The sequence below is a fragment of the Pseudomonas sp. NPDC089743 genome, from assembly GCF_044748785.1.
Classification (GTDB): domain Bacteria; phylum Pseudomonadota; class Gammaproteobacteria; order Pseudomonadales; family Pseudomonadaceae; genus Aquipseudomonas; species Aquipseudomonas putida_X.
The window spans coordinates 38,754-64,275 of record NZ_JBIVGS010000002.1 but is presented as its reverse complement, the minus strand read 5'-3'; the positions used below and the strand labels follow the sequence as shown (position 1 = coordinate 64,275).

The following is a 25,522-nucleotide window of genomic DNA, read 5'->3' as shown; positions in this document are numbered from 1 at the left end:
CCAAGGGTTCAAGCTGATCATTGGTGACTTCCTCGCCAGAAGCGTGCGCGGCATCCCCTGCTCGCCGCCATTTTCGTACCACATCCCCGGCACACAATAATTTTCGCTGCAGATGAGGACACGAACATGGCTGATATCTTCGACAACCCTATGGGCCTGATGGGCTTTGAATTCATTGAACTGGCGTCGCCAACCCCAGGCGTTCTTGAGCCCGTCTTCCAGATGCTCGGTTTCACCAAGGTCGCCACACACCGCTCCAAGGACGTGCACCTGTATCGGCAAGGTGGCATCAACCTGATTCTCAACAATGAGCCGAAAAGCATCGCCTCCTACTTTGCAGCCGAGCATGGGCCGTCCGTGTGTGGCATGGCGTTCCGCGTGCGCAACGCTCATGAAGCCTACGCCCGTGCCCTGGAACTGGGCGCCCAGCCCGTCGAGATCGAAACCGGCCCGATGGAACTGCGCCTGCCGGCGATCAAAGGCATCGGCGGCGCCCCCCTGTACCTGATCGACCGCTTCGAAGAGGGCAGCTCGATCTATGACATCGACTTCAACTTCATCGAAGGCGTGGACCGCAACCCGGCCGGCGCAGGCCTGAAGATCATCGACCACCTGACTCATAACGTGTATCGCGGCCGCATGGCTTACTGGGCCGGCTTCTACGAGAAGCTCTTCAACTTCCGCGAAATCCGCTACTTCGACATCAAGGGCGAGTACACCGGCCTGACCTCCAAGGCCATGACCGCTCCGGATGGCATGATCCGCATCCCGCTCAATGAGGAGTCGTCCAAAGGGGCGGGGCAGATCGAAGAGTTCCTGATGCAGTTCAACGGTGAGGGCATCCAGCATGTCGCCTTCCTTACCGATGACCTGCTCAAGACCTGGGATGCACTCAAGGGCTACGGCATGCGCTTCATGACTGCGCCGCCGCAGACCTATTACGAAATGCTCGAGGAGCGCCTGCCAGGGCACGGTGAGCCAGTCGACCAATTGCAGGCTCGCGGCATTCTGCTCGACGGCGCCTCCGAGGCCGGCGATAAGCGCCTGCTGCTGCAGATCTTCTCTGAAACCCTGCTCGGGCCGGTGTTCTTCGAGTTCATCCAGCGCAAAGGTGATGACGGGTTTGGCGAAGGCAACTTCAAGGCGCTGTTCGAGTCGATCGAGCGCGACCAGGTTCGCCGGGGCGTGCTCGACGTTCAATAACTGAAGTGTACCGCCGTCACTTTTTTGGGGCGGCGGTACGTTCCGCTTTACGCCACTGCCTGAACAGCCCCCAGTAGACGATCGACCCTGTAATGATGCCGATCAACGTAAGCGATGGCAGCATCTGCATCAGCATATGGCGCCGTTCATCAGCGGCAAAGCCGTCGGGGTAGCCGACTTTCACGGTGTAGCCGTACTTGTCCGATGTCCCGGTCATTGAAAACTCGGACTGCGAGGGGCGGGTAGGGTCCCGGCTGTCGCCATCGGCCCAGATGTAAAAATCCCCGAACTCCAGGAGCAACACCAGCCCGGTTTGAAATGCGCGCAGTTCGTTGCGCAGTTCCAAGCCGGAGGTTGATGCGATCACACTCAGATTTTCATCACGAAGCTGGTAGGCCACAAGCACTTCATTGGGCGCTGCGGGCGAGTCGAAGATCAGTTGCACCGGAGCCTCAAGGTCAGGCGAAAACCGGTTTTGTGCACTCGGCGGAACCAGCGTGTCACAGTACGTACGGCCATCGACAGCCAATGCCAGCGCTCGCAGGTATCGAACATCCTGAATTTGTTTCAGCAAGTGCGTCCTGGCTGTCTCGCAAGCACTGCCCGCCAGTGGCATTGCCGCCAAGGCCGCGTCGTGCAAGCGGTTGAGGGACAGATCAATGGAAAAAATGGCTTCCTTCAACGATACGCGAGCCGTCTCTTTGAGCTTGTTATCGTGCTGGTAGATCATCACCATCAAGCCTGACGCAACGGGTATCAAACTGATCGCCAGTGTCAGCAGCAGCGCCATCATGCTGCGACCGAGAACCTTGAATTTCGACATAGGACTGCAGCCCTCCTGGTTCGAATTGTCCGAGATGGACAATTGACCGGAGAGCCTATGTTTTCTGCGTAGTCGCCACTGTAATCCCCAACCGTGTTTGAGTGAGGATTCGCGCGGTTGGCGCGTAAGAATGGTTACGGCTTGAGCGCCTGAAGCACTTTCTCTGCCAGTGAATGCGTCGAGGCGGGGTTTTGCCCTGTGATCAGGCGGCCGTCACAGACCACGAAGGGCTTCCAGGGATCATCATGTTTGCTGTAACTGCCCCCCCGTGCGACCAGTTCGTTTTCGGTGAGGAAAGGCACCACCTCCTCTAGCTCGGCAAGCTTTTCTTCGGTATTGGAGAATCCGGTGACCTGGCGGTCCTTGAGCAGCAACTTGTTGTCACTGAGCTTGATGTTCAGCAGCCCTGCGACGCCATGGCACACGGCGGCCACCACGCCGTTGTTCTCGTAGATCCTGCGCGCCAGCGCCTGCAATTGCGGGTCGTCAGGGAAGTCCCACATCACACCATGGCCGCCGGTGTAGTACATGGCACAGTATTCCTCTGCCATGACCTGGCCGGGGCTTAGCGAGGCGCCCAGGCGGTTCATGAATGCCTTGTCGGTGTAGTAGCGCCAATCCAGCTCGGGGGCCATCTGCAAGCTGTGCGGATCGATTGGCACGTATCCGCCGCTGGGGCTAACGTAGTCCACTGTATGACCTGCTTGCTGAACCGCGTCTACAAAATGCACAGCTTCACCCAGCCATAAACCGGTTGCGCGATTAAGGGTCGGATATTTGGCGGTATTGGTCAGTACCACCAGAATTTTCTTGCTCATCACGGCACTCCTGCCTGTAATCGAACGGGGAAGCCAGCACATGGCGCGGGAAGCCAATAAAGCATAGCTGGCGTTGGAAACACTGGCGGTGCATCGCTGTCAAAATCCCTGCAACCCGCATACGGCCTATTGCAGCGCTTGACCATGGAGTCGATGATGCAGGAGCACGTCCTTGAACCTTGAGCAACGGTGGAACCCACGTTTTGGCCGATAACAGTACACCTTGCGATATCTCGCCGCGTGGCATGGCATTGTCTACCCCTCCACAGTCGGCGGCTGGCATGCGAGAGAAGATCGTGCAGTTCGATTGGCGGGATACGGACCTTGGGCCTTTGCCGCACTGGGATGCCACCTTGCGCATTGCAATCGACATGATGCTGACGTCGTCATTCCCCAGTGCAGTGGTCTGGGGGCCGAACATGAACATTGCTCATAACGATGCTTACGTGGCACTGATCGGTGACCGGGACCAGGCGCTGGGCATGCGTTTCGATGCGTTGTGGAAGGGCGTGTGGGACGATATCGGCCGGTGGGTGTTCAAGGCGCTGGAAGGTACAACCAGTTTTGTCGAGGATCAGCCTCATCAGATCACATGCGCAAAGACGGGAGCCCAGGGGTGGTTCGTGTTCAGCTATGCGCCGATTCGTGACGAGCACTATGAAGTAGTCGGCATGCTGCATACGGTGATCCAGAGCTCTGCCAGCGCTGCAGTGCATGACAGGTGGCGCGAACAGGCGCAGTCATTCGAGCGGCAGATAGCGCGATACATTGCTGACCGTGATTACATCTGGCGCCTGTCACGTGATGTCATGATCACGGTGAGCCTGGACCTCATGATGATCGGGGCAAACCCGGCCTGGCATCGCGCCCTGGGCTGGAGCGAGCTTCAGATACAGGGCTTGTCGATCCTGGACTTGGTTCATCCGGCCGACAGGGAAGAAGTCGAGGCAGCTGCAATCGATTTCGTCAACGGTACAGGGCCTGCAGAGCTTGAAACACGCGTGCGCCATGTCGACGGGCATTACCGCTGGTTCCACTGGAGTGGCAGCTTCGACGGTTCGGTGCTGACTGCCGTGGGGCGGGACATTACAGCCGACCGTGAAGAGGCCATGCGCCAGTCCCAGATACTGTTGCGCAACACCCAAAGGCTGGAAGCTGTCGGTCAAGTGGCTGGCGGCATGGCCCACGAGATGAACAACCTGTTGTCAGGAATCGGCGGCAGCCTGGAGTTGCTGCAACGGCGTCTGAGCCAAGGCCGGACGGAGGCTATCGAAGGCTACGTGGAGATGGCGCGCGATTCGGTGCAGCGGGCCATGAGCCTTACCCACCGCCTGCTGGCGTTCTCCCGCCATCAGCCCCTTGCCCCGGCACCTTTGAACGTGAATGGCCAACTGACCACCCTGGAGCCGATGTTGCGCCATGTGCTTGGGGCTGAGGTGTCTTTGTCGTGGCAGATGGATGTCGAGCCATGGACTGTGTGCCTGGATGCCGGCCAACTGGAAACCACCCTGATCAATCTGTGCGCCAATGCTCGTGAAGCCTGCCTGGGCCGGGGCAATGTTGCGATTCGCACGATCAACACACGGTTGGCCACGGCGTTTCCTGAAGAAGGAGGGCTCCCGCCGGGGGACTACCTGGGGCTGCAGGTGATCGACGATGGCCACGGTATGCCGGCCGAAGATGTAGCCAGGGCCTTTGAGCCGTTCTTTACCAGCAAACCGATTGGGCGTGGCTCTGGGATGGGGCTGGCGATGGTGCATGGCTTCGTCGGGCAATCAGGCGGTTACGTGTGGATCGAATCGTCACCTGACCAAGGTACGAAAGTCTGCATGCTGTTCCCGCGATGCCTGGAAGCGATACCGCAAGCCCCTGCTGTGCCAGTACCGCAGGCGTCACGGGCAAGCGGGCAGCGGGTGTTGTTGGTCGACGACGAGCACAGCCTGCGTGCAGTCATGGCCGAGTATCTGCGCGAGCGGGGTTTTACCGTCAGTGATGTGACAGACGCCAATTCCGCGCTGGAGTGTTTTCGTCACAAGGGCCCGTACGAGCTGGTCATCACCGATATCGGGCTGCCTGAAGGCTTCAGTGGTCGCCAGATGGCCAGAGCCATGCGCGCCATCACCCCTGACCAGAAGATCCTGTTCATTACCGGCTATGTGGATCAGCCGCTGGAGCCGCACATACTGGACGTGCCAGGCACGGCGCTGTTGATCAAGCCCTTCGAATTGTCGACCTTGGCCAACCAGGCGCTGTTGTTGCTGGACGACTGAGGCCCTCAGCCCTCACCGAAAATCTGTTTCACTCGGGCATGCAATTGTGCCAGTTCGAAGGGTTTGCACATCAGTTGCATGCCTGCGCCGAGAAAACCCTCCCGTGCCATTGCCGTTTCGGTGTAGCCAGTGATGAACAATATGGGCAGATGCGGGTGCAGGGTACGGGCGATTTCTGCCAATTGCCGGCCGTTCATGCCTGGCAGGCCGACGTCACTGACCAGCAGGTCGATCGCCTCGGAGGAACGCAGTACTTGCAGGGCCTCACTGGCATTGCAGGCACTGCGGCACGGGAAGCCCTGTTCCTGAAGGGTTTGACACAAAAGCTGGCGCACATCCGGGTCATCCTCGACCACCAGTACCGTGCGGCCGTTGCGCCGTGAAGGAGGGGGCGCTGCGGGGGCCTGCGCTTGTTCCTGCTCCAGGTGGCGCGGCAGGTAAAGGTCCACACGGCAGCCCTGGCCGATATGGCTATGCAGTACCACATGCCCATGGGACTGTTTGCTGAACCCGTAGACCATCGAAAGGCCCAGGCCGATACCTTGGCCCACCGGCTTGGTGCTGAAGAACGGCTCGAAGGCATGTTCGAGTGTGCTCTGCGACATGCCTTGGCCTTCGTCGGTAACGCTCAGGCAGGTATAGTCGCCCGCCGCCAGGCTGCCATCGGCGAACGGTTGCGCGGTGACCTTTCGATTGCTGGCTTCGACAAATACCGTGCCGCCGTTGGGCATCGCCTCGCAGGCGTTGTGTAGCAGGTTGTCCAGCGCTTCTTGCAATTGTGTGTCGTCGCCGGCCACCGGCCAGGTGTCGTCCGGTACTGTCAGTTGCAGTTTCACCCCCGGCTGCAGCACGGCCTCCAGCCGCTGCGGCTGCAGCAGTGCCCGAAGGTCGATGCGACGGCTATGCAGCGACTGCCGGGAGGAAAACGCCAACAGACGATGCGTGAGGCGTGCTGCGCGCGAAACGGCCTCCTGCCCCCTGTGCAGCAGGCTTTCAAGCCCCTTGGTGCTGCCCTGTTTCACCCGCCTGTCGATCAGTTCGAAACTGCCCCCGATGCTGGTCAGCAAGTTATTGAAATCGTGTGCCACACCGCCGGCCAATTGCCCGATGGCGTCCATCTTGCGGGTCTGGTGCCGCGCTTGCTCGGCGCTCTGCAGGGCCTCGCTTTGCGCTTTCAGGCGTTGCTCCAGGTCCAGTAACTGGTCGCGCGCCAGATACTGGCGGCGACGGTGACGCAGCGCCACCTGGATCAGCGCCAGTAGCTGTTCGTTTTCGAACGGAACGGCCAGCAGGGTCAGGTTGCCCAGTGGATGGTCGGCGGGCGTGCAAGGGCTGGTTGAGTTCTGCGGGCTTTGCGTGAGCATTACGATGGGCAGGTCCGACCAGGGCGGTTGATGGTCGATGAAAGCCTGCAACACGCCGCTTTGGCTGCCGTTGAGCATGTGTTCGTCGATGACCACCAAGCCCGCGCCACTGCCCAGCCCATCTTGCAGGTGGGTCATGTCACGCGAACACAAGCACTCGATGCCAGCGCTCGTCAGAAACGTCGAGGCGTGCGTGGCAAGTTGCCTGGGTGCCAGAATCAAGGCACGTTCGTCCAGCGACAGCGACCTGGCCAATGCGATTCTCCTTGGGGGCTGCCATGTCTGGCCAAGCCGTGAGTGGTCCGATACCCACTGGACCACTGGCAATCGCTTGGGGTTCAACGCATCTAGAGCCCTTGTTGCAGAAACGGATCGTCCGGGTTTTGCCGCTCCAGTTCGGCAAGCAGCACCTGAACGTTCTGCAACTGCCCTGTTTCTTTCCAGTATTGAATCAGAAGCACCCGCGCCCGGCGATTGGCCGGTTGCCGGTTGAGCAGGGTTTCAAGCTGCTTTTGCGCTGCGTCGGACTGTTCCAGGTCGTGCAGGGTCACTGCCAGGTTATAGCGATAGTCGGCATTGTCCGGCTCCAGTTCGACTGCGCGGGACAACGCGAGCAGGGCGAACTCGCGCTGGCCATGGCGGATCAGCCAGCGGCCCAGTTCGTGTTGCAGGAAGGCCGAATCCGGCCGCAGCGCCAGCGCCTGGGCCAGCACCTGCCGGGACTGGTCATGTTGGCCTTGACGTTCGAGCAAGCGGACCTGGGTCGCCAGGGCCTCGAGGTTGTCGGGGTTGGACGCCAGGCTGCGTTGCAGGGCGGACGCGGCCCCGGTGTAGTCATTCTCGTGCAGGTACAGGCGTGCCAAGTGGACCTGGGCTGCAGCATCCTGGGGCTGCTGTTCCATCGTTTGCTGGTACTGCTCCAGCGCCGCCTGCAGTGGGCCGAAGTACAGGCCTATGGCGTCAGGGTCCAGGCCAAGCAAGGCATCGACGGCGGCAAAGCGAACGCTTTGCTCGGCATCATCGAGCAGTGGGCCAAGCACCAGGCTGCGTTGTGCGGCAGGCAGCAGGCGGCGGATGCTGGCGATCGCTGCACGACGAACCAAGGGCTCATCGTTTTCCAGGCCCATGCGGGCCAGTTTCAGCGCTTGCGGCGAGGGGTAATTGGGCAGCTCGGCATACAGGGCGGCGCGCCGGATCGGCGCCAGGTCGTTGCGCTGCAGTTGCTGGTAGAGCATGCGGGCGGCGCCCGGTAGGCCATCATGCGCCTGGCGCAGGGCCTTGGCGTAGCTGTGCGGCGGTAAAGTCGGTTGTGCTGGCGGGGTTTCCCGGCGCAGGTAAGCGATGCCGACTGATACCAGAATCAGCAGAAACACAGCGATCAGGTAGCGGCGGCGTGTGGGCATCGGATGGGGCCATGGCGGAGGAAGTGGAAGCTTGGGGCAGATTGACCTGGGCTGCAAGGGCGCCACGGCAATCGGAGCATGCGCCTGGCCGCGCCGAAAGCGGCCTGCAAACCTGGCAAAAAAAGCCCCGCAAGCCAAGGCCAGCGGGGCAAACGGTTGGGGGAGGAACCAACCAAAGGAGTCGTTGAAGAGAGAGGACTCAGCGCGCGCTGGCCACCGTTTCCGGTTGCCAGCCGCCACCCAGCGCCTTGTAGATCGAAACAATGCCGCGATACAGGTCAACCTCGCCCTGCGCCTGTGCATCTTCGGCGCTCAGCCGCTCACGCTCGGCATCGAGCAGCACCAGATAATCCACCGTACCTTCGCGGTAGCGCACTGAGGCCAGGTCAGCCGCCTTGCGGCTGGCCTCGCTCTGGCGCATCAGCGACAGCAGCCGCTGTTGGGTCTTGTCATAGTCGCTGAAGGCGTTGGCCGACTCTTCCAAGGCCAGCAATACCTGTTGTTCATAGTTGGCCAAGGCGCCTTCGGCATCGGCCTTGGCACCGCGCAGGCGGGCCCGTACGCTGCCCAGATCGAACGCCGCCCACGTGATGCTTGGCCCCAGCCCCCAAGCGTTGGCGGCCGACGAACCGATCTGCGAACCGCGCGCCGCGGTAAAGCCCAAAAAGCCGCTCAGGCTCACCCGCGGGAACAGGTCGGCAGTGGCCACGCCCACATTGGCAGTGGCAGCGGCCAGTTGGCGCTCGGCACTGCGGATATCCGGGCGGCGGCGCAGCAGCTCACCCGGATCGCCCACCGGCAGTGCCTTGGCGATGGCCGGCAAGGCCTTGGGCGAGAGGTCCACGCTCAGGGCGTCCGGGCGTTGGCCGAGCAGGGTGGCAATGCGATGACGCGCCCGTGCCTGCTCGGCCTGCAGTTGTGGCACGGTGGCTTCGACGCCGGCCAGGCGGGCATCGGCGCGTACCACGTCAAGCTCGTTGCCGACCCCGGCGTCACGCAGGGTCACGGTGATGCTGCGCGACGCCTGCTGGGTCTTGAGGTTGGCCACGGCGATCTTCTCGCGCAGTTGTGCACCGCGCAGCTGGCCATAGGCGTCGACCAGTTCGGCGATCAGGCTGACCTGCAACTGTTGCAGGTCGGCCTCGGCGGCCGCGGCCTGCGCGTCGCTGGCCTCGATCTGGCGTTGAATACGGCCGAACAGGTCGAGCTCCCAGGCCATGTCCAGGCCCAGGTCGTAACGCTCGCTGTTGACCCGCTGATCGGTCTGGCCGGGCACCTGGCCCTTGCCGATCTCACTGCTGGCGCGGCTGGTAACCACTGGCAACGGGTCGTTCGCGGCGTCATCGCGGATCGCCCGTGCCGACTTGAGCCGGGCAAAGGCCACGCGCAGGTCGCGGTTGCCGTCCAGCGAAGCCTGCACCAACTGGTTCAGTACCGGGTCATCGAACTGCTTCCACCACACGCTCTCGAAGCGGCTACGGTCGAAGGCCTTGGCCGGCACGTCGCTGGCCATACGCGCAGGCTCAGTGGCTGGCGCTTTGTAGTCCGGGCCTACCGCGCAGGCCGCGAGGGCCAGGGCCAGCAGGCTCGGGATCAGGGGTTTGAGCAGCTTCATGCGTGGTTCTCCAGCGATTGAACGCGTTCGGCCTTGCGCGCCTGGCGACGTTCGACGAAACGGCGAATCAGGAAGAAGAACACCGGGGTCAGGAACAGGCCGAACACCGTCACGCCGATCATCCCCGAGAACACCGCGACACCCATCGCATGGCGCATCTCCGAGCCGGCCCCGGAGGAGAACACCAGCGGCACCACGCCCATGATGAATGCGATCGAGGTCATCAGGATCGGCCGCAGGCGCAGGCGGCAGGCTTCCAGCACCGCAGCCAGTGGGTCGAGCCCCTTGGCTTGCTCGTCCTTGGCGAACTCGACGATCAGGATGGCGTTCTTGCAGGCCAGGCCCACCAGTACGATCAGGCCGATCTGGGTGAAGATGTTGTTGTCGCCACCGGACACGATCACCCCGGTGATCGCTGACAGCAGGGTCATCGGCACGATCAGGATCACCGCCAGTGGCAGGCTCCAGCTTTCGTACTGGGCCGCCAGCACCAGGAACGCCAGCAGCACGCACAGCGGGAACACCAACAGTGCGGTGTTGCCGGAGAGGATCTGCTGATAGGTCAGGTCGGTCCACTCGAAGGTCATGCCGTTGGGCAGTTCCTCGTTGAGCAGTTTTTCGATCGCGGCTTCAGCCTGGCCGGAACTGTAGCCCGGGGCTGCCGCACCGTTGATTTCCGCGGTGATGAAACCGTTGTAGTGCATCACCCGATCTGGCCCGGAGGTGTCGCTGACCTTCAGGAAGGTCGCCAGCGGGATCATTTCGCCCAGGTTGTTGCGCACCTTCAGCTGGCCGATCTGCTCGGCATCGAGGCGGAACTGCTGCTCAGCCTGGACGTTGACCTGGTAGGTGCGGCCAAAGCGGTTGAAGTCGTTGGTGTACAGCGAGCCCAGGTAAACCTGCAGGGTGTCGAAGATATCGGTGATCGCCACGCCGTGGGTCTTGGCCTTTTCCCGGTCGATGGCTGCATCGACCTGGGGCACGTTGACCTGGTAACTGGTGAACAGGCCTGCCAGCTCCGGCACGTTGTGGCTCTTGGCGATGATGTTCTGGGTTTCCTTGTACAGCGCTTCGTAGCCCAGGTTGCCGCGGTCTTCGATCTGCAGACGGAAGCCGCCGATGGTGCCCAGGCCTTGTACCGGCGGTGGGGGGAAGATCGCGATGTAGGCATCCTGGATGTCGGCGAACTGGGCGTTGAGGGCTGCAGCGATGGCAGCGGCCGACTGGCTCGGGTCCTTGCGCTCATCGAACGGCTTGAGCGGGGTGAACACGATGCCGCTGTTGGGGCTGTTGGTGAAGCCGTTGATCGACAGGCCCGGGAAGGCTACCGAGTCGGCCACGCCAGGTTGCTTCAAGGCGATTTCGCTCATGCGCTTGATCACCGCCTCGGTGCGGTCGAGGCTGGCGGCATCAGGCAACTGGGCGAAGGCTACCAGGTACTGCTTGTCCTGGGCCGGTACGAAGCCGGTCGGGGTGGACGAGAAGCCGAGGTAAGTCAGGCCCATCAGGCCGGCATAGACGAACAGGGCGATGCCGCTGGAGCGGATGACCCGGCGCACGCCACCGACGTAACTGTGGCTGGCGCGGTCGAAGAAGCGGTTGAACGGGGAGAACAGCCAGCTGCCCAGCAGTTTTTCCAGCAACCGCGAGAAACGGTCCTTGGGTGCGTGGTGCTCTTTGAGCAGCACTGCGGCCAGGGCCGGTGACAGGGTCAGCGAGTTGAACGCCGAAATCACGGTCGAGATGGCAATGGTCAGGGCGAACTGTTTGTAGAACTGCCCGGTAAGGCCGGAGATGAATGCGGCGGGCACGAACACTGCACACAGTACCAGGGCGGTGGCGATGATCGGCCCGGTCACTTCACCCATCGCCTTTTGCGTGGCTTCCAGCGGTTTGAGGCCCAGCCCGATGTTGCGTTCGACGTTCTCCACCACGACGATGGCGTCGTCCACCACGATACCGATGGCCAATACCAGGCCGAACAGCGACAAGGCGTTGAGCGAAAAGCCGAACAGGTGCATCACGGCGAAGGTACCGATCAGCGACACCGGCACAGCCAGCAGCGGGATGATCGAGGCGCGCCAGGTCTGCAGGAACAGGATCACCACCAGCACCACCAGCACCAGCGCTTCGAACAGGGTGTGCACCACCGCTTCGATGGAGCCGCGCACGAAGATGGTCGGGTCATAGACGATGCTGTAGTCCATGCCTTCTGGGAAATTTTTCTTCAGCTCGGCCATCTTCGCCCGCACTTCATCGGAGATCTCGATGGCGTTGGAGCCAGGGCGCTGGAAGATCGGAAGGGCCACTGCGGGCTGGTTGTTCAGCAACGAGCGCAGGGCGTACTGGCTGGAGCCGAGCTCGACCCGGGCGATGTCCTTCAAGCGGGTGATTTCGCCATCGGCACCGGCGCGGATGATGATGTTCTCGAACTCTTCCTCGTTGACCAGCCGGCCCTGGGTGTTGATCGACAACTGGAAGCTGGTCGAGCCGGGGGCGGGCGGGGCGCCCAGTTGGCCTGCCGCCACCTGGCGGTTCTGCTCGCGGATGGCGGCGACCACGTCGCCGGCGGTCAGGTTGCGCGAAGCCGTCTTGTTCGGGTCGAGCCACACCCGCAGCGAGTAGTCGCCCATGCCGAACAGTTGCACATCACCCACGCCGCCCAGGCGTGCCAGTTCGTCCTTGATGTTGAGGATGGCGTAGTTGGACAGGTAGAGCATGTCGTAGCGGTTGTCCGGCGAGGTCAGGTGCACCACCATGGTCAGGTCGGGCGAGGCTTTGTCGACGGTGATACCGATGCGGGTCACTTCTTCCGGCAGCTTGGGCTGGGTGCGCGTGACACGGTTCTGTACCTGTACCTGCGCGTTGTCCAGGTCGGTGCCCAGGGCGAAGGTGATGGTCAGGGTGAGCTTGCCGTCGGCGGTGGACTGCGAGGACATGTACAACATGTTCTCGACACCGGTGATGGCCTGCTCCAGCGGTGCGGCGACGGTTTCGCCGATCACTTTGGGGTTGGCGCCCGGGAAGTTGGCGCGCACCACCACGGTAGGCGGCACCACTTCGGGGTATTCACTGATTGGCAGCTGGAACAGCGAGATAGAGCCCGCGATCAGCAGTACCAGCGACAGCACCGCGGCGAAGATTGGCCGGGTAATGAAGAATTTGGAGAAGTTCATCGGTGTTGTCCCTTAACCGCGCGGCGCTTGGGCGCCGGCGACTTTTGCATTGGTGCCGGCCACCTTTGGCGCCGGGTTGCTGGCCTCCAGCGCCTGGCGCTGCTGGGCGAGGGCAGCGAGGGTCTGTTCGCTGGCCATCGGTGTTTCCTGGGGGGTGACTGGCGAGCCGGGGCGCACCCGCTGCAGGCCTCTGACCACGATGCGGTCGTCCTTGTCCAGGCCGCTGCGCACGATACGCAGGCCTTCGAGCTTGGGCCCCAATTCAACGGCGCGGTAGTTGGCCTTGTTGTCCTTGTCCATGACCAGCACGAACTTCTTGCCAAGGTCGGTGCCCACCGCCTCATCGTTGATCAGCACAGCGTCGTACTGGGCGCTGCCCACCAGCTTCAGGCGGGCATACAGGCCAGGGGTGAACTGGCCGTCGCGGTTGTCGAACACGGCACGGCCACGGATGGTGCCGGTGCGCGGGTTGACCTGGTTGTCGACGAAGTTCATGTGGCCCAGGTGCGGGTTGCCGGTTTCGTTGGTCAGGCCGAGGTAGACCGGGGTGGCCTGGCCGCGCTGGCCTTCACGCGCCAGCTGGGTGTACTTGAGGTACACGCGCTCGTCGGCATCGAAGTAGGCATAGACCTTGTCGGTGGAGACCACGCTGGTCAGTGGCGTGACATCGGCGGTAACGATGTTGCCGGCGGTGTACTGGGCGCGGCTGACGCGGCCACTGATTGGCGCGGTGACGCGGGTGAAGCTCAGGTTCAGGCGTGCCAGGTCGAGCTGAGCCTGGATCGCATCGACACCGGCGCGGGCCTCAGCGGCTGCGCTGCTGCGCGATTCGGCAAGCTCGGCGGAGATGGCGTTGCTGTCACGCAGGCGCTCGCCGCGGCGGGCTTCGTTGGCGCTGCGCACGGCGGTGGCCTTGGCCTGCTGTAACTGGGCTTCGAGGCGGCGCACTTCAGCCTGGAACGGGCGGGGGTCGATCTGGAACAGCAGGTCGCCTTTCTTGACCTTGGCGCCTTCGGTGAAGGCCACCAGGTCGATCTGGCCGGACACGCGCGGGCGTACTTCGACGGTTTCCGGTGCTTCGAGGCGGCCAGTGAATTCGTCCCATTCGTTGATCGGCTGCTCGATCACCTTGGCGACGGTGACCTTGGGCGCGGCGGGAGCCTGCACGGCATCTGGGGTGCGGCCACAAGCGCTGAGCACCACCACTGCCAGGGCAGCGAGGGGAAAGCGCAGGGGTTTGAGTGAGTGGTCCATGGAGAACTCCGCCAAAGTATTAGTAGTGGGCGGAGTGTGAGTGCCTTGCGCGTGACGCACGAATCGAACGCAGCGAAGGTTAATATCACGCGCAATGATATGTCGGGATATTTCATCAATGGCGAGCATGGTAGGGTGCCCGTTCTAATCTCTCCCCGCATGTGACCCAAGGCCCGACCGTGAACAGCTCCCCCCAACTCCCCGGGCCCCTTGGCATCGTCTGCCTGGGCGTTCTGCAAATCCTGGTGTGGGGCGGTTCGTTCTTCCTCATGGCGGTGATGGCCGAGCCGATCAACCACGATACGGGATGGCCCAGCCAGTGGGTGTACGGTGCGCTATCGCTGAGCTTGATGGTCTCGGCGCTGTGCGCCCCGCTGTCCAGCCGCCTGATCGCACGCTTCGGTGGCCGTCCACAGATGGCCGCCAGCGGCGCGGTGGTCGCGGTGGGCTTGCTGATCATGGCCACCAGCCAGAGCCTGGCGCTGTTCTTGCTGGCTTGGGTGGTGATCGGGGTGGGTATGGCAATGGGGCTGTACGAGGCACTGTTCGCCACCCTTGGCGGTTTGTATGGCGAGGGTGCGGGCAAAGCCATCACGGGGATCACGCTGATCGCCGGCTTCGCCTCGACCCTGTCCTGGCCCACCGTGGCCCTGGCCATCGAACACCTGGGCTGGCGCACCACGTGCGGTTGCTATGCGCTGGTGCTGCTGTTGGTGGTGGCGCCGCTGTATTGGCGGGTGTTGCCGGCCGGAGGGCGGGTGGAGGTACGCAGGGCGCAGGGCCAAGGCACCGCGATTGGGGTCGATCGCCAGCTTTACCTGCTGTTGACCGGTATGTTCGCCATTGGCGCGATCATCATGACCGCCATTGCGGTGCAACTGGTGGCCGTGCTCCAGGGCCTTGGGCATTCGTTGCCTGTGGCCATCGGCCTGGCGGCGATGCTCGGCCCCAGCCAGGTGGCCTCCAGGGTGTTGCAGATTCTGGCCGGCCAACGCCATCCGATCTGGACGGCGCTGGCCTGGGTCAGCCTGGTGCTGGTCGGCCTGCTGCTGGTGACGCTGGTCCCGGCGGCCACGGCCGTGGGCCTGCTGGTGTTCGGTTGCGGTAATGGCTTGCGGGCGATCGTGCGCGGGCTGTTACCCTTGGCGATGATGCCGCCCGCGCAATACGTGCTGTTGATGGGGCGCATGTCGCGGCCTTCGCTGATCGGGCAGGCGTTGACGCCCGTGGTGGGGGGCTACCTGTTCGAGCACTTCGGCGCGATGGGGGTGCTGGTGACCTTGTGCCTGTTGGCCTTGGTCAATGTGGTGTTGGTGGGGATGGTGATGCAGCGGGTGCGCAGCAGCGCGTGACGGGCGGGAAATCGATGTAGGCAATACCGGCCCCGTCGCCGGCACTGCCAGCGACCGACCAACCGGCAAGGGCATCCGGGCTACCGGTCAACCCCGGGCAAACTGCAGCAGCTTGTCCCCATCCAACCGGTACCGCACCCACTCATCCTGCGGCTCGGCCCCCAGCGATTTGTAGAACCCGATCGCCGGCTCATTCCAGTCCAGCACGCTCCACTCCAACCGCCCGCAGCGGTTCTCCACGGCTTCGCGGGCAATGTGCCGCAGCAGGTCGCGGCCTGCGCCACCGCCGCGCTGTTCTGGCGTGATGTATAGGTCTTCCAGGTAAATACCGTTGCGCCCCAGCCAGGTCGAATAGCTATAGAAATACACGGCGAAGCCCACTGCCTGGCCATCGCGCTCGCAGATCAGGCTGTGCACCGTGCTGCCTTCATCGAACAGGCTGTGCTCGATATCGGCGAGTGTGGCGATGACTTCGTGGCGTGCCCGCTCGTAATCGGCCAGTTCGGTGATGAAAGCAAGAATCTGCGCGGCGTCAGTGCGTACTGCGGGGCGAATGGTAAGGCTCATGCTGGGCTTCCTTGAAATGCAGGGTGTTTCATCGATACAGTCATGTGTATCTGCGTAATTTAATGTAACTGTACCGGTCGCGCGGAAGGCGACTGCCGTAGTGTGACACCACTCATAACGATTCTGGAACGCCTGCCATGCTTGCCTCTTTCGACCTGCTGATGGCCTTTGTGCTGTTTGCCTTCGTTTCCTCCATCACCCCGGGCCCCAACAACACCATGCTGTTGGCATCAGGGGTGAACTTTGGCGTGCGGCGCTCCATCCCTCATGCCCTGGGCATCAGCATCGGCTTCATGGTCCTGGTGCTGGCCGTTGGCCTGGGCCTGGGCGAGGTGTTCAAGGCCTGGCCTGCGTTGTACACCGTGCTGCGTTACGTGGGCGCTGCCTATTTGCTCTACCTGGCGTGGAAGATCGCCACTTCCGGCCCGCTGAGCACCAATTCGCCCAATGCCCGCAAGCCACTTGGCTTCTGGGGGGCTGCAGCGTTCCAGTGGGTCAACCCCAAAGCGTGGGTCATGGCGGTAGGGGCGATCACCACCTACACACCGGCCCAGGGCTATGTGATGAACGTGATCGTCATCGCGGCTGTGTTCGCCTTGGTCAACCTGCCCAGCGTCGGCGTGTGGGTGATGTTTGGCAGTGCGCTGCGTAACCTGCTGCAGAACCCGCGCTGGCTGATGCTGTTCAATGTCCTGATGGCCTTGCTGCTGGTGATATCGCTTTACCCGCTGCTGTTTGTAGAATCGGCGTTTTCGTAACGCGTCGAGTACGGCACACCCATGCAGTTGATCCCCTGGTCTCACCAATGCTCCGAAGGTTTCACCTTGCGCGGCTGGCGCTCGCCGGCCAGCGGCAAGCCGCTGCTGCACTTTTTGCACGGCAATGGCTTTTGCTGCCTGGCCTACCAGCCGATGCTGGCGCGTCTGGGCGAGCACTTCGACCTGTGGCTCAGTGATGTGCAGGGGCATGGCGACAGTGACCATGGCGGTGTGTTCCGCGGTTGGAACCGCACGGCTGAGTTGGCGGTTGAGGCTTTCGAAGCAGGCCGTGGCGAGTACGGCGAGGTACCTCGCTATGCACTGGGGCACAGTTTTGGCGGCGTGCTCACGGGGCTCATCCTGGCCAGCAGGCCTGCGTTGTTCGAGCGCGCCGTATTGCTCGACCCGGTATTGTTCAGCCGGCGCATGATCGGGGTCATGGGGGCTGCCGCGCTGATGGGGCTGCACCGCCGGCACGCCCTGGCACGCAAGGCCGCCAACCGCCGCAGCCATTGGCCCGACCGCGAAGCGGCACTGGCTTCGCTGCAGGGGCGGGGCATCTTCAAGGGCTGGAGCGATGCCGCGCTGCAGGCCTACATCGAACATGCCATCGGTGAGTGCGGTGAAGGCGTGGTGCTCAAGTGCCGGCCGAGCCGAGAAGTGGAAATTTTCAGTTCGTTCCCCACGCGCATGTGGGCGCATCTTGCCGCCATCCAAACGCCCACCCGGGTGCTGTATGGCGAGCAGACCTATCCCTTCGTGCCACGTTCGGTGCAGCGGCTGGCGTCGATCAACCCCAGTGTCGAAGCCTGCCAGGTCGCCGGAGGCCATTGTTTCATGCAGGAAGACCCCGGCATGGCAACGCAGCAGGTACTGGAATACCTGCAGGGCTGAATCACTGTTCCATCGCTGGGACGATGCATGCCATTTGCGCGGGCTACCGGCCGATTGGTCTCATTGGTAAGGTTAACTTAGCCTTAGAGAGGAGACTTCTCATGAAAAAGATCCTGGGTATTCACCGCAGCCCCCACACCCACTGGGTGGGGGATGGCTTCCCGGTGCGCAGCCTGTTCACCTACGACAACCTGGCCAGCCAGATCAGCCCGTTCCTGCTGCTCGATTATGCCGGCCCGCGTGCCTTCACCCCCACCAGTGCCCGGCGTGGCGTAGGCCAGCACCCTCACCGTGGTTTCGAAACGGTGACCATCGTTTATCAGGGCGAACTGGAGCACCGTGATTCGACTGGCGCCGGCGGCCTGATTGGCCCTGGCGATGTGCAATGGATGACGGCCGCCAACGGCATCCTCCACGAGGAATTCCATTCCCCGGCGTTCGGCCGCAGTGGCGGCACACTGGAAATGGTGCAGCTGTGGGTCAACCTGCCTGCCCAGGACAAACGCGCCGCTGCCGGTTACCAGACGCTACTGGCAGCGGATATCCCGCAAGTGCCGCTGCAGGGCCAGGCAGGCAGCCTGCGGGTCATCGCCGGCAGCTACCAAGGGCACCCAGGCCCGGCGCGCACCTTCACCGCGATGGATGTCTGGGACATGCGCCTGGGTGCAGGTGCTGCGCTGCAACTGCCAGTCGCTGCTGGCCGCAATGCTGCACTTGTGGTGCTGCGGGGCACTGTGCGGGTCAATGGTGAGCGTGACGCCGGGCCGGCCAGCCTGGTATTGCTGGAGCGAGCGGGCGAAGACGTGGCCATCGAGGCGCTGGCGCAAGTGTGCTGCTGCTCAGCGGCGAGCCAATCGACGAGCCGATCGTGGGCTACGGGCCATTCGTGATGAACAGCCAGGCGGAAATTGCCGAGTCCTTCGATGATTTCCATGCCGGGCGCTTCGGCCAGATGGCGGCTGAGCCACACTGACCGGCCTTGCACCGCTGACCGCCTGTCGTGAAGTGCCATGATTGGATCGAACGGTAGCAGGGCGTGCCCGTTCTTTTACTAAGGTGCTAGATGATTCTCCGCATCACTATTGCCGCGGCGCATGGACGGCCGCCCTGGCATGCTCATTATCAATTGGCACCGCGCCTGCCAAAGGCGTATTCCAATAAACAGGCCATCCACTCAAGAGAGGGTCGCGACAATGTCATTGATAGGCGTTTCGATGCTGGAAATGAGGCAAATGATTGAACAGGCCTGCCTGCCTGATCACTGTGAAGTCAGTTGCCTGGACGGCACCAGCCTGACCATTCGTTTGGCTCATGGGCAGAACATGGAACAGGGCGTGACGCTCAGTGGGGTCTCATTGCAGGACCTGAACAGTTGCCGTGACGTGGTGAAACTGGTCGATCAGCTGCATGCGCTGCGCGACCGTCAGCCAGCGTCGCTAAGGGCCACTGCCTGACCACACGGTGTGCCAAGGTCAGCCGAGGCTGGCCGTGGCACATATAGGTCAGTCCCCTGCCAGTTCAAGTTGGTTGACCGCCGCTTCATTGCAATTCAACCAGTAGATTAAGCCCGCCATCGCCGCATTTGCCCTTGTCACGAACGACGCCGTGGTAACTGCGGCCATCCCACACGAAAGCCACACTGTGCGCGCGCTCGACTTTGTCCGGAAGCGGCGGGCAGATGTGCAAGCGCAGGGCAGGGCGGCCCTGTAAATTAAGCGCGGCGAGCTGGCACTGGCATTCAACGCTCAGGGCGACCGGGCCAAACAGCGTGTCGCGCACATAATCGAGTTGCACATTGGCGTTCGGGGCGCGGCCGGGCATCTTCATCGTTGCGGGGCTCCAGGGAGTTGGTCTCAATCATCATCTTGAAAGCGGGTGAGCGCGGACGTTCAATTATTTTCTAAGGTTGTTGACAGGACATTCACGCCGGCCCCCCAGCTATCAGTGAATACCCATGGCCTGGTGAGCCACCCCCGCAATGACCACCAATACCATCCCCTGATGTGGGGATCGCAGCGGGGAATCCTCCCCAATCTGGTTCAATTGCCAATCCAAGGCGTTGATCTAAAAGAAAATTTTCTTCTGGCATACACCTTGCTGACCCTCTTGCACAGTTTCTGTGTCCCGGAGGTGCAGCATGTCGACCCCCAATAAAGGCCCCGTCCTCACATCACTTGTATTGGCCCTGCTGAGCGTTACAGCAACCAGCGAAGCGGCTGTGCAATGCCAGCGCACCTTGGTGGCCAACGTGATTGCCCTGGACCAGCCGCTGATGTTCAACCGCCTTGGTGCGCAAAACGCCAACGGCATGATGTTCGCCCTGCGCCAGGATGTGGTGGACGAACACCAGGTACCGCTGAGCAAGGGGGGCGCTGCAGTGCCGGGCAAGGTAACCCTGCGCCCGGACAAACGCCCGCGCCCCATAGTGCTGCGGGTGGCCGCGGGTGATTGCCTGACGGTCAACCTGACCAATCTCTTGGCTTACCAGGCCAATCCCAATAAACACGGTATCGACCATGATGAAAACGAGGTCGAAGGTGTAGAGGAAGAAGAAGGCGAAGAAGGCGAAGAAGCCGCAGAGGTGGAAGATGAGGGCGGCGACAACTTCGTTGTCGACGAGCAGGTCACGGATCGCCACGTCGGCTTTCAGGTCAATGGCCTGCAGGCGGTCAACAGCATCGGCGACATTGCCGCCAACACCGGCCGCAACGGCAACTTCCTGATCGCCCCAGGCGCCACCCGCAGTTACACCCTTTATGCCGAACGCGAAGGTGCTTTCGCCGCCACCAGCCAGGGCGCTACGTTCGGCGGCCAGGGTAACGCCGGCAACGTAGCCAATGGCCTGTTTGGCCAAGTGGTCGTGGTGCCCAAAGGTGGGCGCACCTACCGCAACACCCTGAGCGAAGAGGAGATGCGCCTGGCCAGTACCGGCCGTGCCGCCACCGGCCAGCCCGTGGTCGATTATGAGGCCCGCTACCCTCAGGTTGAGCCGTGGATTGCCGAAGGCAAGGCGGGCAAGCCGATCATCGCGATGGTCGACGGCAACGAAATCCTCAGCAGTGAAACCGATGCCATCGTCATGGGGCCCAACCCGGACGGTAGCTTCCCACGTTCCACCTACCCTCTGGAAAGCATCAACAAGCGCAACCCGGCCTTGCCCAACCGGCTGGAAGCGTTTCGCGACTTCGCCTCGCAGTTTGCCGATGAAGTGGCCTCCACTCAGGCCTTCCCCGCCTACTGGGCTGACCCTGTCATGGGCCACGTGCTGGAGCCTGCGCGCGACGCCTTCATGATCAACTACGGCTCGGGCGGCATGGGTGCTGAAGTCGTTGCCAACCGCTTGGGTGTCGGGCCGATGCACGATTGCCTGTCCTGCGCCTTCGAGGAGTTCTTCCTCAGCGCCCACACCGTGGGTGATATCGGCACCCTGGTGGACGTGCCAGCCAACGTCGGCCTTGAACACATTCGCCCAGGCGATACCCCACCGGCCAGCGCCACTGGCGTCAAGGCCAGCATGGCGCTGTACCCATCCGAGCCGTCCAACGTGCACCACAGCTACATTGGCGACTTCACCAAGTTCCGCAACACCCACAACGGCCATGAGCAGCACATTTTCCACCTGCACGGTCACCAGTGGCTGTTCAACCCCAATGACGACAACTCCGACTACATCGATGCCCAGGGCATAGGCCCAGGTGTGGGGTACACCTATGAGATAGCCAACGGCGGCTCGGGCAACCGTAACCGTGTGGCGGGCGATGCCATCTACCATTGCCACTTCTATCCGCACTTCGCCCAAGGCATGTGGGCCATGTGGCGGGTGCACGATGTGTTCGAGGAGGGGACCCGCCTGGAAGTCAGCGGGCAGGGGCAGGATGGCTTCCATGACACGCCGTTCGCCCTGCGCAGCGGCAAGCCGGCGGCCGGCGCACGTGCGCTGCCTGACGGCGAAATCATCGCGGGTACGCCGATACCGGCGATCGTGCCACTGCCAGGCAAAGCCATGGCGCCGATGCCGGGCAAGGTGGTGGTCGTGCCGAAGCTGGCTCAAGAGCTGGTCGCCGAAGGTGACGACGATCACGAAGACCCAGAGCATGGCGATGACGACCACAGCAGTGCGCCGGGCGCGGCCAAGGCTATAGGCTCGCTGGCACTGGTCGACCGCAGTGAAACCAACCGCAACGCTGATGGCACCCTGAAAAACCCAGGCTACCCCTTCTGGATCGGCGGTATGGAAAGCAGCGTCGGCCAGCGTCCGCCGACCCCGCCGCTGGACATGCTCGACCCGGCCATGGCTCGCCAGCTCAAGGACAGCGGCGCAGCGCTGTGGGCCAACCTCGACGGCAACCAGGTCGACGGATGGGACGGCGGCCTGGGCAGACATGCGCTCGATGGCGTCTCCGCTGGGGGCGAAGCCGTGACCACCACCACCAAGCTCGATTTCTCCAAGGTGGTAGAAAAGGCCAAACCGATCTACCTGCCCGAGGAGGGCACCGAGGTCGAGCAGGCCGCCATGCAGTTCCACGCCAAGGCCGAGCACCCAAGCTTTGCCCTGATCCCTGGCAGCCAGCCGGTGGCCAAGGCGTTTCGCACCAATGGTGCTCTGCCAACCGCCGGCGCCCCCTTCTTCGAGCCGTGCATGGATGACCGCGGCAAACGTCTGACCCAAGCCTCGTCCACGGGCGAATACAACAGCGGCGAAACCCTGAGCAGCATCAGCTTCCGGGGTGCCTCCACGTTCACTGCCGACCGTCCTCGCATCTACAAGGCGGCCAATATCCAGTTCGACGCGGTGTTCAACAAGGTCGGCTATCACTTCCCGCAGACGCGCATCCTTGCGCTGTGGGAAGACGCCTGGCCGGTGATCACCAAGCAGCGCCCGCCAGAGCCGCTGGTGATGCGCATGAACACCTTCGACTGCACCATGTACCAGCAGACCAACCTGATCCCGGCGTTCTATGAAATGGACGACTACCAGGTGCGTACACCGACCGATGTGATCGGCCAGCACATCCACCTGCCCAAGTGGGACCTGACCTCAGCCGACGGTTCGGCCAACGGCTGGAACTACGAAGACGGTGTCCTCTCGCCCGGCAGCGTGGTGGAGCGCGTGCATGCCATCCGTGCGTTCAATGGCTGTTCCGAGGGCGACAGCCGCGACGGCACTGCAGCCTGCCCGACGGCCAAGCCGCACCCGTACTTCGGCCGCTTTGGCCGGGCCGACTGGGTGGGCGCGCGCACGGCCATGCAGCGCTGGTTCGCCGACCCACTGGTCAACGTGCATAACGTCGACCGGGGGCTGGGCACCATCTTCACCCATGACCACTTCGGCCCATCGACCCACCAGCAGTTGGGCCTGTACGCCACTGTGCTGGCCGAGCCTGCCGGCTCTACCTGGCACCACGCCGAAACCGGCGAGCAGCTGTACAACCCGGCACTGCGCCAGGACGGTGGCCCGACCTCGTGGCAGGCGGTGATCAATACCGGCGACAATGACGGCGATGGCAAGAACGATAGCTACCGCGAGTTCTTCCTCGAGTACAGCGACTTCCAGCATGCCTATGAAGCAGGCGTGTATGTGGGCGCCGGCCCCGATGGCGTGCCCAACGCCCAGGCCTACCCAGCCTCGGCCGACAGCTTCCGCTACGCCATCAACCCGCCCGTGCGGCAGAAAGCCTCGAACCTGCTGGAGTCGATCGTCGAATCACGCGGTGGCCTCAACCCGGGTTGCCCGACCCGGCCATGCCCACAGGCGATCTCGGTGGATGACCCGGGCATGTTCGTCGTCAACTACCGCAACGAGCCGTTGGCCCTGCGCGTCTTCGACCCGAACAAGGTGGCGCCGGATGGCAAACGCGGCATGCAGGCCGATGGCCTCGGGGGCGACCTGGGGTATGCCCTGCAGAGCCGTACCGACCGAGCCATCCCGGCCATGAACCTGGCCCCCTCGGCGATCAACTCGGCGGTTGGCCCCACGGGTGGCACCACCTTGTTCCCACCGCACATCAATACAGCAGGCAGCGAGCCAGGCGACCCGTTCACCCCGATGCTGCGTACCTACTCTGGCGACAACGTGCGGTTGCGTATGCACGCTGGCGGCTATGAGGAGGAGCACAACGTCACGATGCACGGCGTCAAATGGCTGCAGAACGGCACCGGCTACGGCAGCAGCTCCAACTCGGGATGGAAGTCATCGCAGATGATCGGCATTTCCGAGCAACTGGGCTTCCTGGCGCCGGTATCGATGATCTCCAGCTCGGCAGCCACCAATGGTGACTACCTGTATTCACTGGACGCGGCGCTGGAAGGCTACTGGAACGGCATCTGGGGCGTCATGCGCAACTACACCGCGCAACGGGCCGACTTGTTCGCGCTGCCGAACAACCCGCAGCCGGTAGCCATGCGCAACACCGTCAACTTCGATGGTATCTGCCCGAGAACCACGGCCAACCCCAGCGGCGTCGGCAGCCGGCCAACGGTCAAGCGCAACTACGAAGTGGTCGCCGCGCTGGCCAACGACATCCTGGAAAACCGCCAAGGTGTGAGCATCAGCGACCCGGCCGGTATCGGCCAGCACGTCGGCGGCCCGCTGAAGGCCAATGGCGGCACCCTGGTATTCAACAGCCGTACCACCAGCATCCCGCAGGTGACGGTGACCGACGAGGAGGATGGCACCACCTTCACCGTGGGCGGGCACAGCGCGCCCCTGCACGACCCGACCGCCGTGCTGTACGTGCGCAAGGCCGACCTGGATACCAGCACCGGCAAGCTCAAGGCTGGGGTGCCGGTCGAGCCTCTGGTGTTGCGCGCCAATGCCGGGGACTGCATCAGCATCACCCTGGAGAACCGCCTGCCGCTGGTGATGCCGGACCTGCCCAGCACGGCGGTGATGCAGAACGTGGTCAAGCGCGATCGCAACGACAGCGAAGGCTCCACCGCCTTCAACAACAACCTGATTCGGCCCTCCAGCCACGTCGGCCTGCACGCCCAACTGCTGGCCTATGACATCACCAAGTCCGATGGTGTCAACGTCGGCCTCAACCCGGTGCAGACCGTACCGCCGCGCAGCGGTAACAGCGGTGCCTACCCGACCAGGGTGTACCAGTACTATGCCGGGCACCTGGAGCGCGAAGGCAAGCCGGTGCTGCAACTGGGCCGCACGGTGGACAACATCCGCACCACGGCAATCGAGTTCGGCGCTCTCAACCTGACCCCGGCGGATGTCATCAAGCAACCGCAGAAAGGCCTGGTCGGTGCCATGAGCATCCTGCCGCAGACCGCTACCTTTACCGAGGACGCGGCCAGCCGGGCGCAAGCCACGGTCAAGGTCAGTGGCCAGCCAGACTACCGTGACTTCGTCACCGTCTGGCAGCGGGCGCTGAACATGCGTTGGGCCGACGGCCGCCCGGTAGAGGGTATCGCCACCGAAGGCAACGGTGTGCCGGGTGACCCGAAAGACAACGGCAACATGGCCATCAACTACAAGACCGAGCCGCTGTGGTTGCGCTTCGGCCTGGCACCGGACGCTCCGTTCGGCCGTGCCGATGGTTTTGGGTTCGGCGATGTACCGAACGCGCACATGGCCTACAGCAATGCCCTGGTGGGTAGCGACCCGCAAACCCCGGTGCTTTATGCCAAGCCCGGCCAACCCGTGCGCAGCCATGTGGTGATGCCCAGTGGCGGCAGCCGTGGCATCACCTACCAGCTCGATGGGCACCTGTGGCCGCTGCATGCCTTCCAGGCCGAGAAAAATGACCTCGATGGCTATCCAATGAAGCAGCCTGGTATCGGCTCGGTACGCTTTGGCTACAACCCGATGTCGATGTACATCGGTGCCCAGGAGAGCGTGCTGCCCGCCGCGCACTTCAGCTTCATGTTGCCCAGCGCCGGGGGCGCCAACGCCGTACCGGGCGACTACCTGTTCCGTGACTACGCCGCCTACGGCAATACATCGGGGCTGTGGGGGATTCTGCGGGTTACCGACGACGCACCGCCGGCAACGGCGCCGGCACAATAAGAAAAGGG

17 protein-coding genes and 1 pseudogene are annotated in these 25,522 nt (G+C 62.9%); 9 read left to right on the top strand and 9 right to left on the bottom strand.

Annotated elements, in window-relative coordinates; all coding sequences use genetic code 11:
* The first annotated feature begins 126 nt into the window (after window positions 1-126).
* Window positions 127-1,203: a 4-hydroxyphenylpyruvate dioxygenase gene (gene hppD, locus ACIPZC_RS03710; protein ID WP_241805758.1), complete on the top strand. Its 1,077-nt coding sequence runs from the start codon at window positions 127-129 to the stop codon at window positions 1,201-1,203.
* 16 nt (window positions 1,204-1,219) lie between these two features.
* On the opposite strand, the gene ACIPZC_RS03705 is transcribed toward hppD, so the two are convergent.
* Together ACIPZC_RS03705 and ACIPZC_RS03700 are read right to left on the bottom strand one after the other, a co-directional pair.
* Entirely contained in the window at window positions 1,220-2,026 is an 807-nt protein-coding gene (locus ACIPZC_RS03705; RefSeq protein ID WP_241805757.1) for a CSS-motif domain-containing protein, read from the bottom strand.
* A gap of 134 nt (window positions 2,027-2,160) precedes the next feature.
* Window positions 2,161-2,844: a type 1 glutamine amidotransferase domain-containing protein gene (locus ACIPZC_RS03700; protein ID WP_400624903.1), complete on the bottom strand. Its 684-nt coding sequence runs from the start codon at window positions 2,842-2,844 to the stop codon at window positions 2,161-2,163.
* Between the two features lie 281 nt (window positions 2,845-3,125).
* Here ACIPZC_RS03700 and ACIPZC_RS03695 point away from each other — a divergent pair, with 281 nt between their 5' ends.
* The gene (locus tag ACIPZC_RS03695; RefSeq protein ID WP_400624901.1) at window positions 3,126-5,114 is read left to right on the top strand and encodes an ATP-binding protein; all 1,989 of its coding nucleotides are present in this window, start codon (window positions 3,126-3,128) and stop codon (window positions 5,112-5,114) included.
* Between the two features lie 5 nt (window positions 5,115-5,119).
* Here the strand turns inward: ACIPZC_RS03695 and ACIPZC_RS03690 are convergent, their stop codons facing one another.
* The 5 genes from ACIPZC_RS03690 to mexE form a co-directional block, all read right to left on the bottom strand.
* A complete protein-coding gene (locus ACIPZC_RS03690; protein WP_400624899.1) occupies window positions 5,120-6,733 on the bottom strand; it encodes a response regulator in 1,614 nt (537 codons plus the stop codon).
* 92 nt (window positions 6,734-6,825) lie between these two features.
* Window positions 6,826-7,881, bottom strand: coding sequence for a tetratricopeptide repeat protein (locus ACIPZC_RS03685; protein ID WP_400624897.1), 1,056 nt, complete (start codon window positions 7,879-7,881; stop codon window positions 6,826-6,828).
* A gap of 199 nt (window positions 7,882-8,080) precedes the next feature.
* On the bottom strand, window positions 8,081-9,496 hold the full coding sequence (locus ACIPZC_RS03680) for an efflux transporter outer membrane subunit (protein ID WP_400624895.1): 1,416 nt from the start codon (window positions 9,494-9,496) through the stop codon (window positions 8,081-8,083).
* Complete coding sequence (locus tag ACIPZC_RS03675) at window positions 9,493-12,672, bottom strand: efflux RND transporter permease subunit (protein ID WP_400624893.1); 3,180 nt, start codon at window positions 12,670-12,672, stop codon at window positions 9,493-9,495. Before ACIPZC_RS03675 ends, ACIPZC_RS03680 begins: the two co-directional genes overlap by 4 nt.
* 12 nt (window positions 12,673-12,684) lie before the next feature.
* Window positions 12,685-13,926, bottom strand: coding sequence for a multidrug efflux RND transporter periplasmic adaptor subunit MexE (gene mexE / locus ACIPZC_RS03670; protein WP_400624891.1), 1,242 nt, complete (start codon window positions 13,924-13,926; stop codon window positions 12,685-12,687).
* A 179-nt stretch (window positions 13,927-14,105) separates the two neighbouring features.
* Here mexE and ACIPZC_RS03665 point away from each other — a divergent pair, with 179 nt between their 5' ends.
* The gene (locus ACIPZC_RS03665; protein WP_400624889.1) at window positions 14,106-15,278 is read left to right on the top strand and encodes an MFS transporter; all 1,173 of its coding nucleotides are present in this window, start codon (window positions 14,106-14,108) and stop codon (window positions 15,276-15,278) included.
* Window positions 15,279-15,365: 87 nt separating this feature from the next.
* Here the strand turns inward: ACIPZC_RS03665 and ACIPZC_RS03660 are convergent, their stop codons facing one another.
* Entirely contained in the window at window positions 15,366-15,845 is a 480-nt protein-coding gene (locus ACIPZC_RS03660) for a GNAT family N-acetyltransferase (protein WP_241805749.1), read from the bottom strand.
* 137 nt (window positions 15,846-15,982) lie between these two features.
* Between ACIPZC_RS03660 and ACIPZC_RS03655 the strand changes: the two genes are divergently transcribed.
* The 5 genes and pseudogenes from ACIPZC_RS03655 (at window position 15,983) to ACIPZC_RS03635 (ending at window position 18,951) form a co-directional block, all read left to right on the top strand.
* Complete coding sequence (locus ACIPZC_RS03655; RefSeq protein ID WP_241805748.1) at window positions 15,983-16,603, top strand: LysE family translocator; 621 nt, start codon at window positions 15,983-15,985, stop codon at window positions 16,601-16,603.
* A gap of 21 nt (window positions 16,604-16,624) precedes the next feature.
* On the top strand, window positions 16,625-17,497 hold the full coding sequence (locus ACIPZC_RS03650) for an alpha/beta fold hydrolase (RefSeq protein ID WP_400624886.1): 873 nt from the start codon (window positions 16,625-16,627) through the stop codon (window positions 17,495-17,497).
* Between the two features lie 101 nt (window positions 17,498-17,598).
* Window positions 17,599-18,470, top strand: a pseudogene (locus tag ACIPZC_RS03645) (pirin family protein).
* A 90-nt stretch (window positions 18,471-18,560) separates the two neighbouring features.
* Window positions 18,561-18,737 carry a hypothetical protein gene (locus ACIPZC_RS03640; protein WP_241805930.1) on the top strand — a complete coding sequence of 59 codons (177 nt, stop codon included), beginning with the start codon at window positions 18,561-18,563 and terminating at the stop codon, window positions 18,735-18,737.
* Entirely contained in the window at window positions 18,691-18,951 is a 261-nt protein-coding gene (locus ACIPZC_RS03635; RefSeq protein ID WP_241805745.1) for a DUF1652 domain-containing protein, read from the top strand. The genes ACIPZC_RS03640 and ACIPZC_RS03635 overlap by 47 nt, the downstream gene beginning before the upstream one ends.
* Window positions 18,952-19,036: 85 nt before the next feature.
* Here ACIPZC_RS03635 and ACIPZC_RS03630 read toward each other — a convergent pair whose 3' ends face one another.
* Window positions 19,037-19,324, bottom strand: a complete 288-nt coding sequence (locus ACIPZC_RS03630; protein ID WP_012314315.1) for a hypothetical protein — start codon at window positions 19,322-19,324, stop codon at window positions 19,037-19,039.
* 310 nt (window positions 19,325-19,634) lie between these two features.
* Between ACIPZC_RS03630 and mnxG the strand changes: the two genes are divergently transcribed.
* Window positions 19,635-25,514, top strand: a complete 5,880-nt coding sequence (gene mnxG, locus ACIPZC_RS03625; protein WP_400624883.1) for a manganese-oxidizing multicopper oxidase MnxG — start codon at window positions 19,635-19,637, stop codon at window positions 25,512-25,514.
* Window positions 25,515-25,522 lie beyond the last annotated feature (8 nt).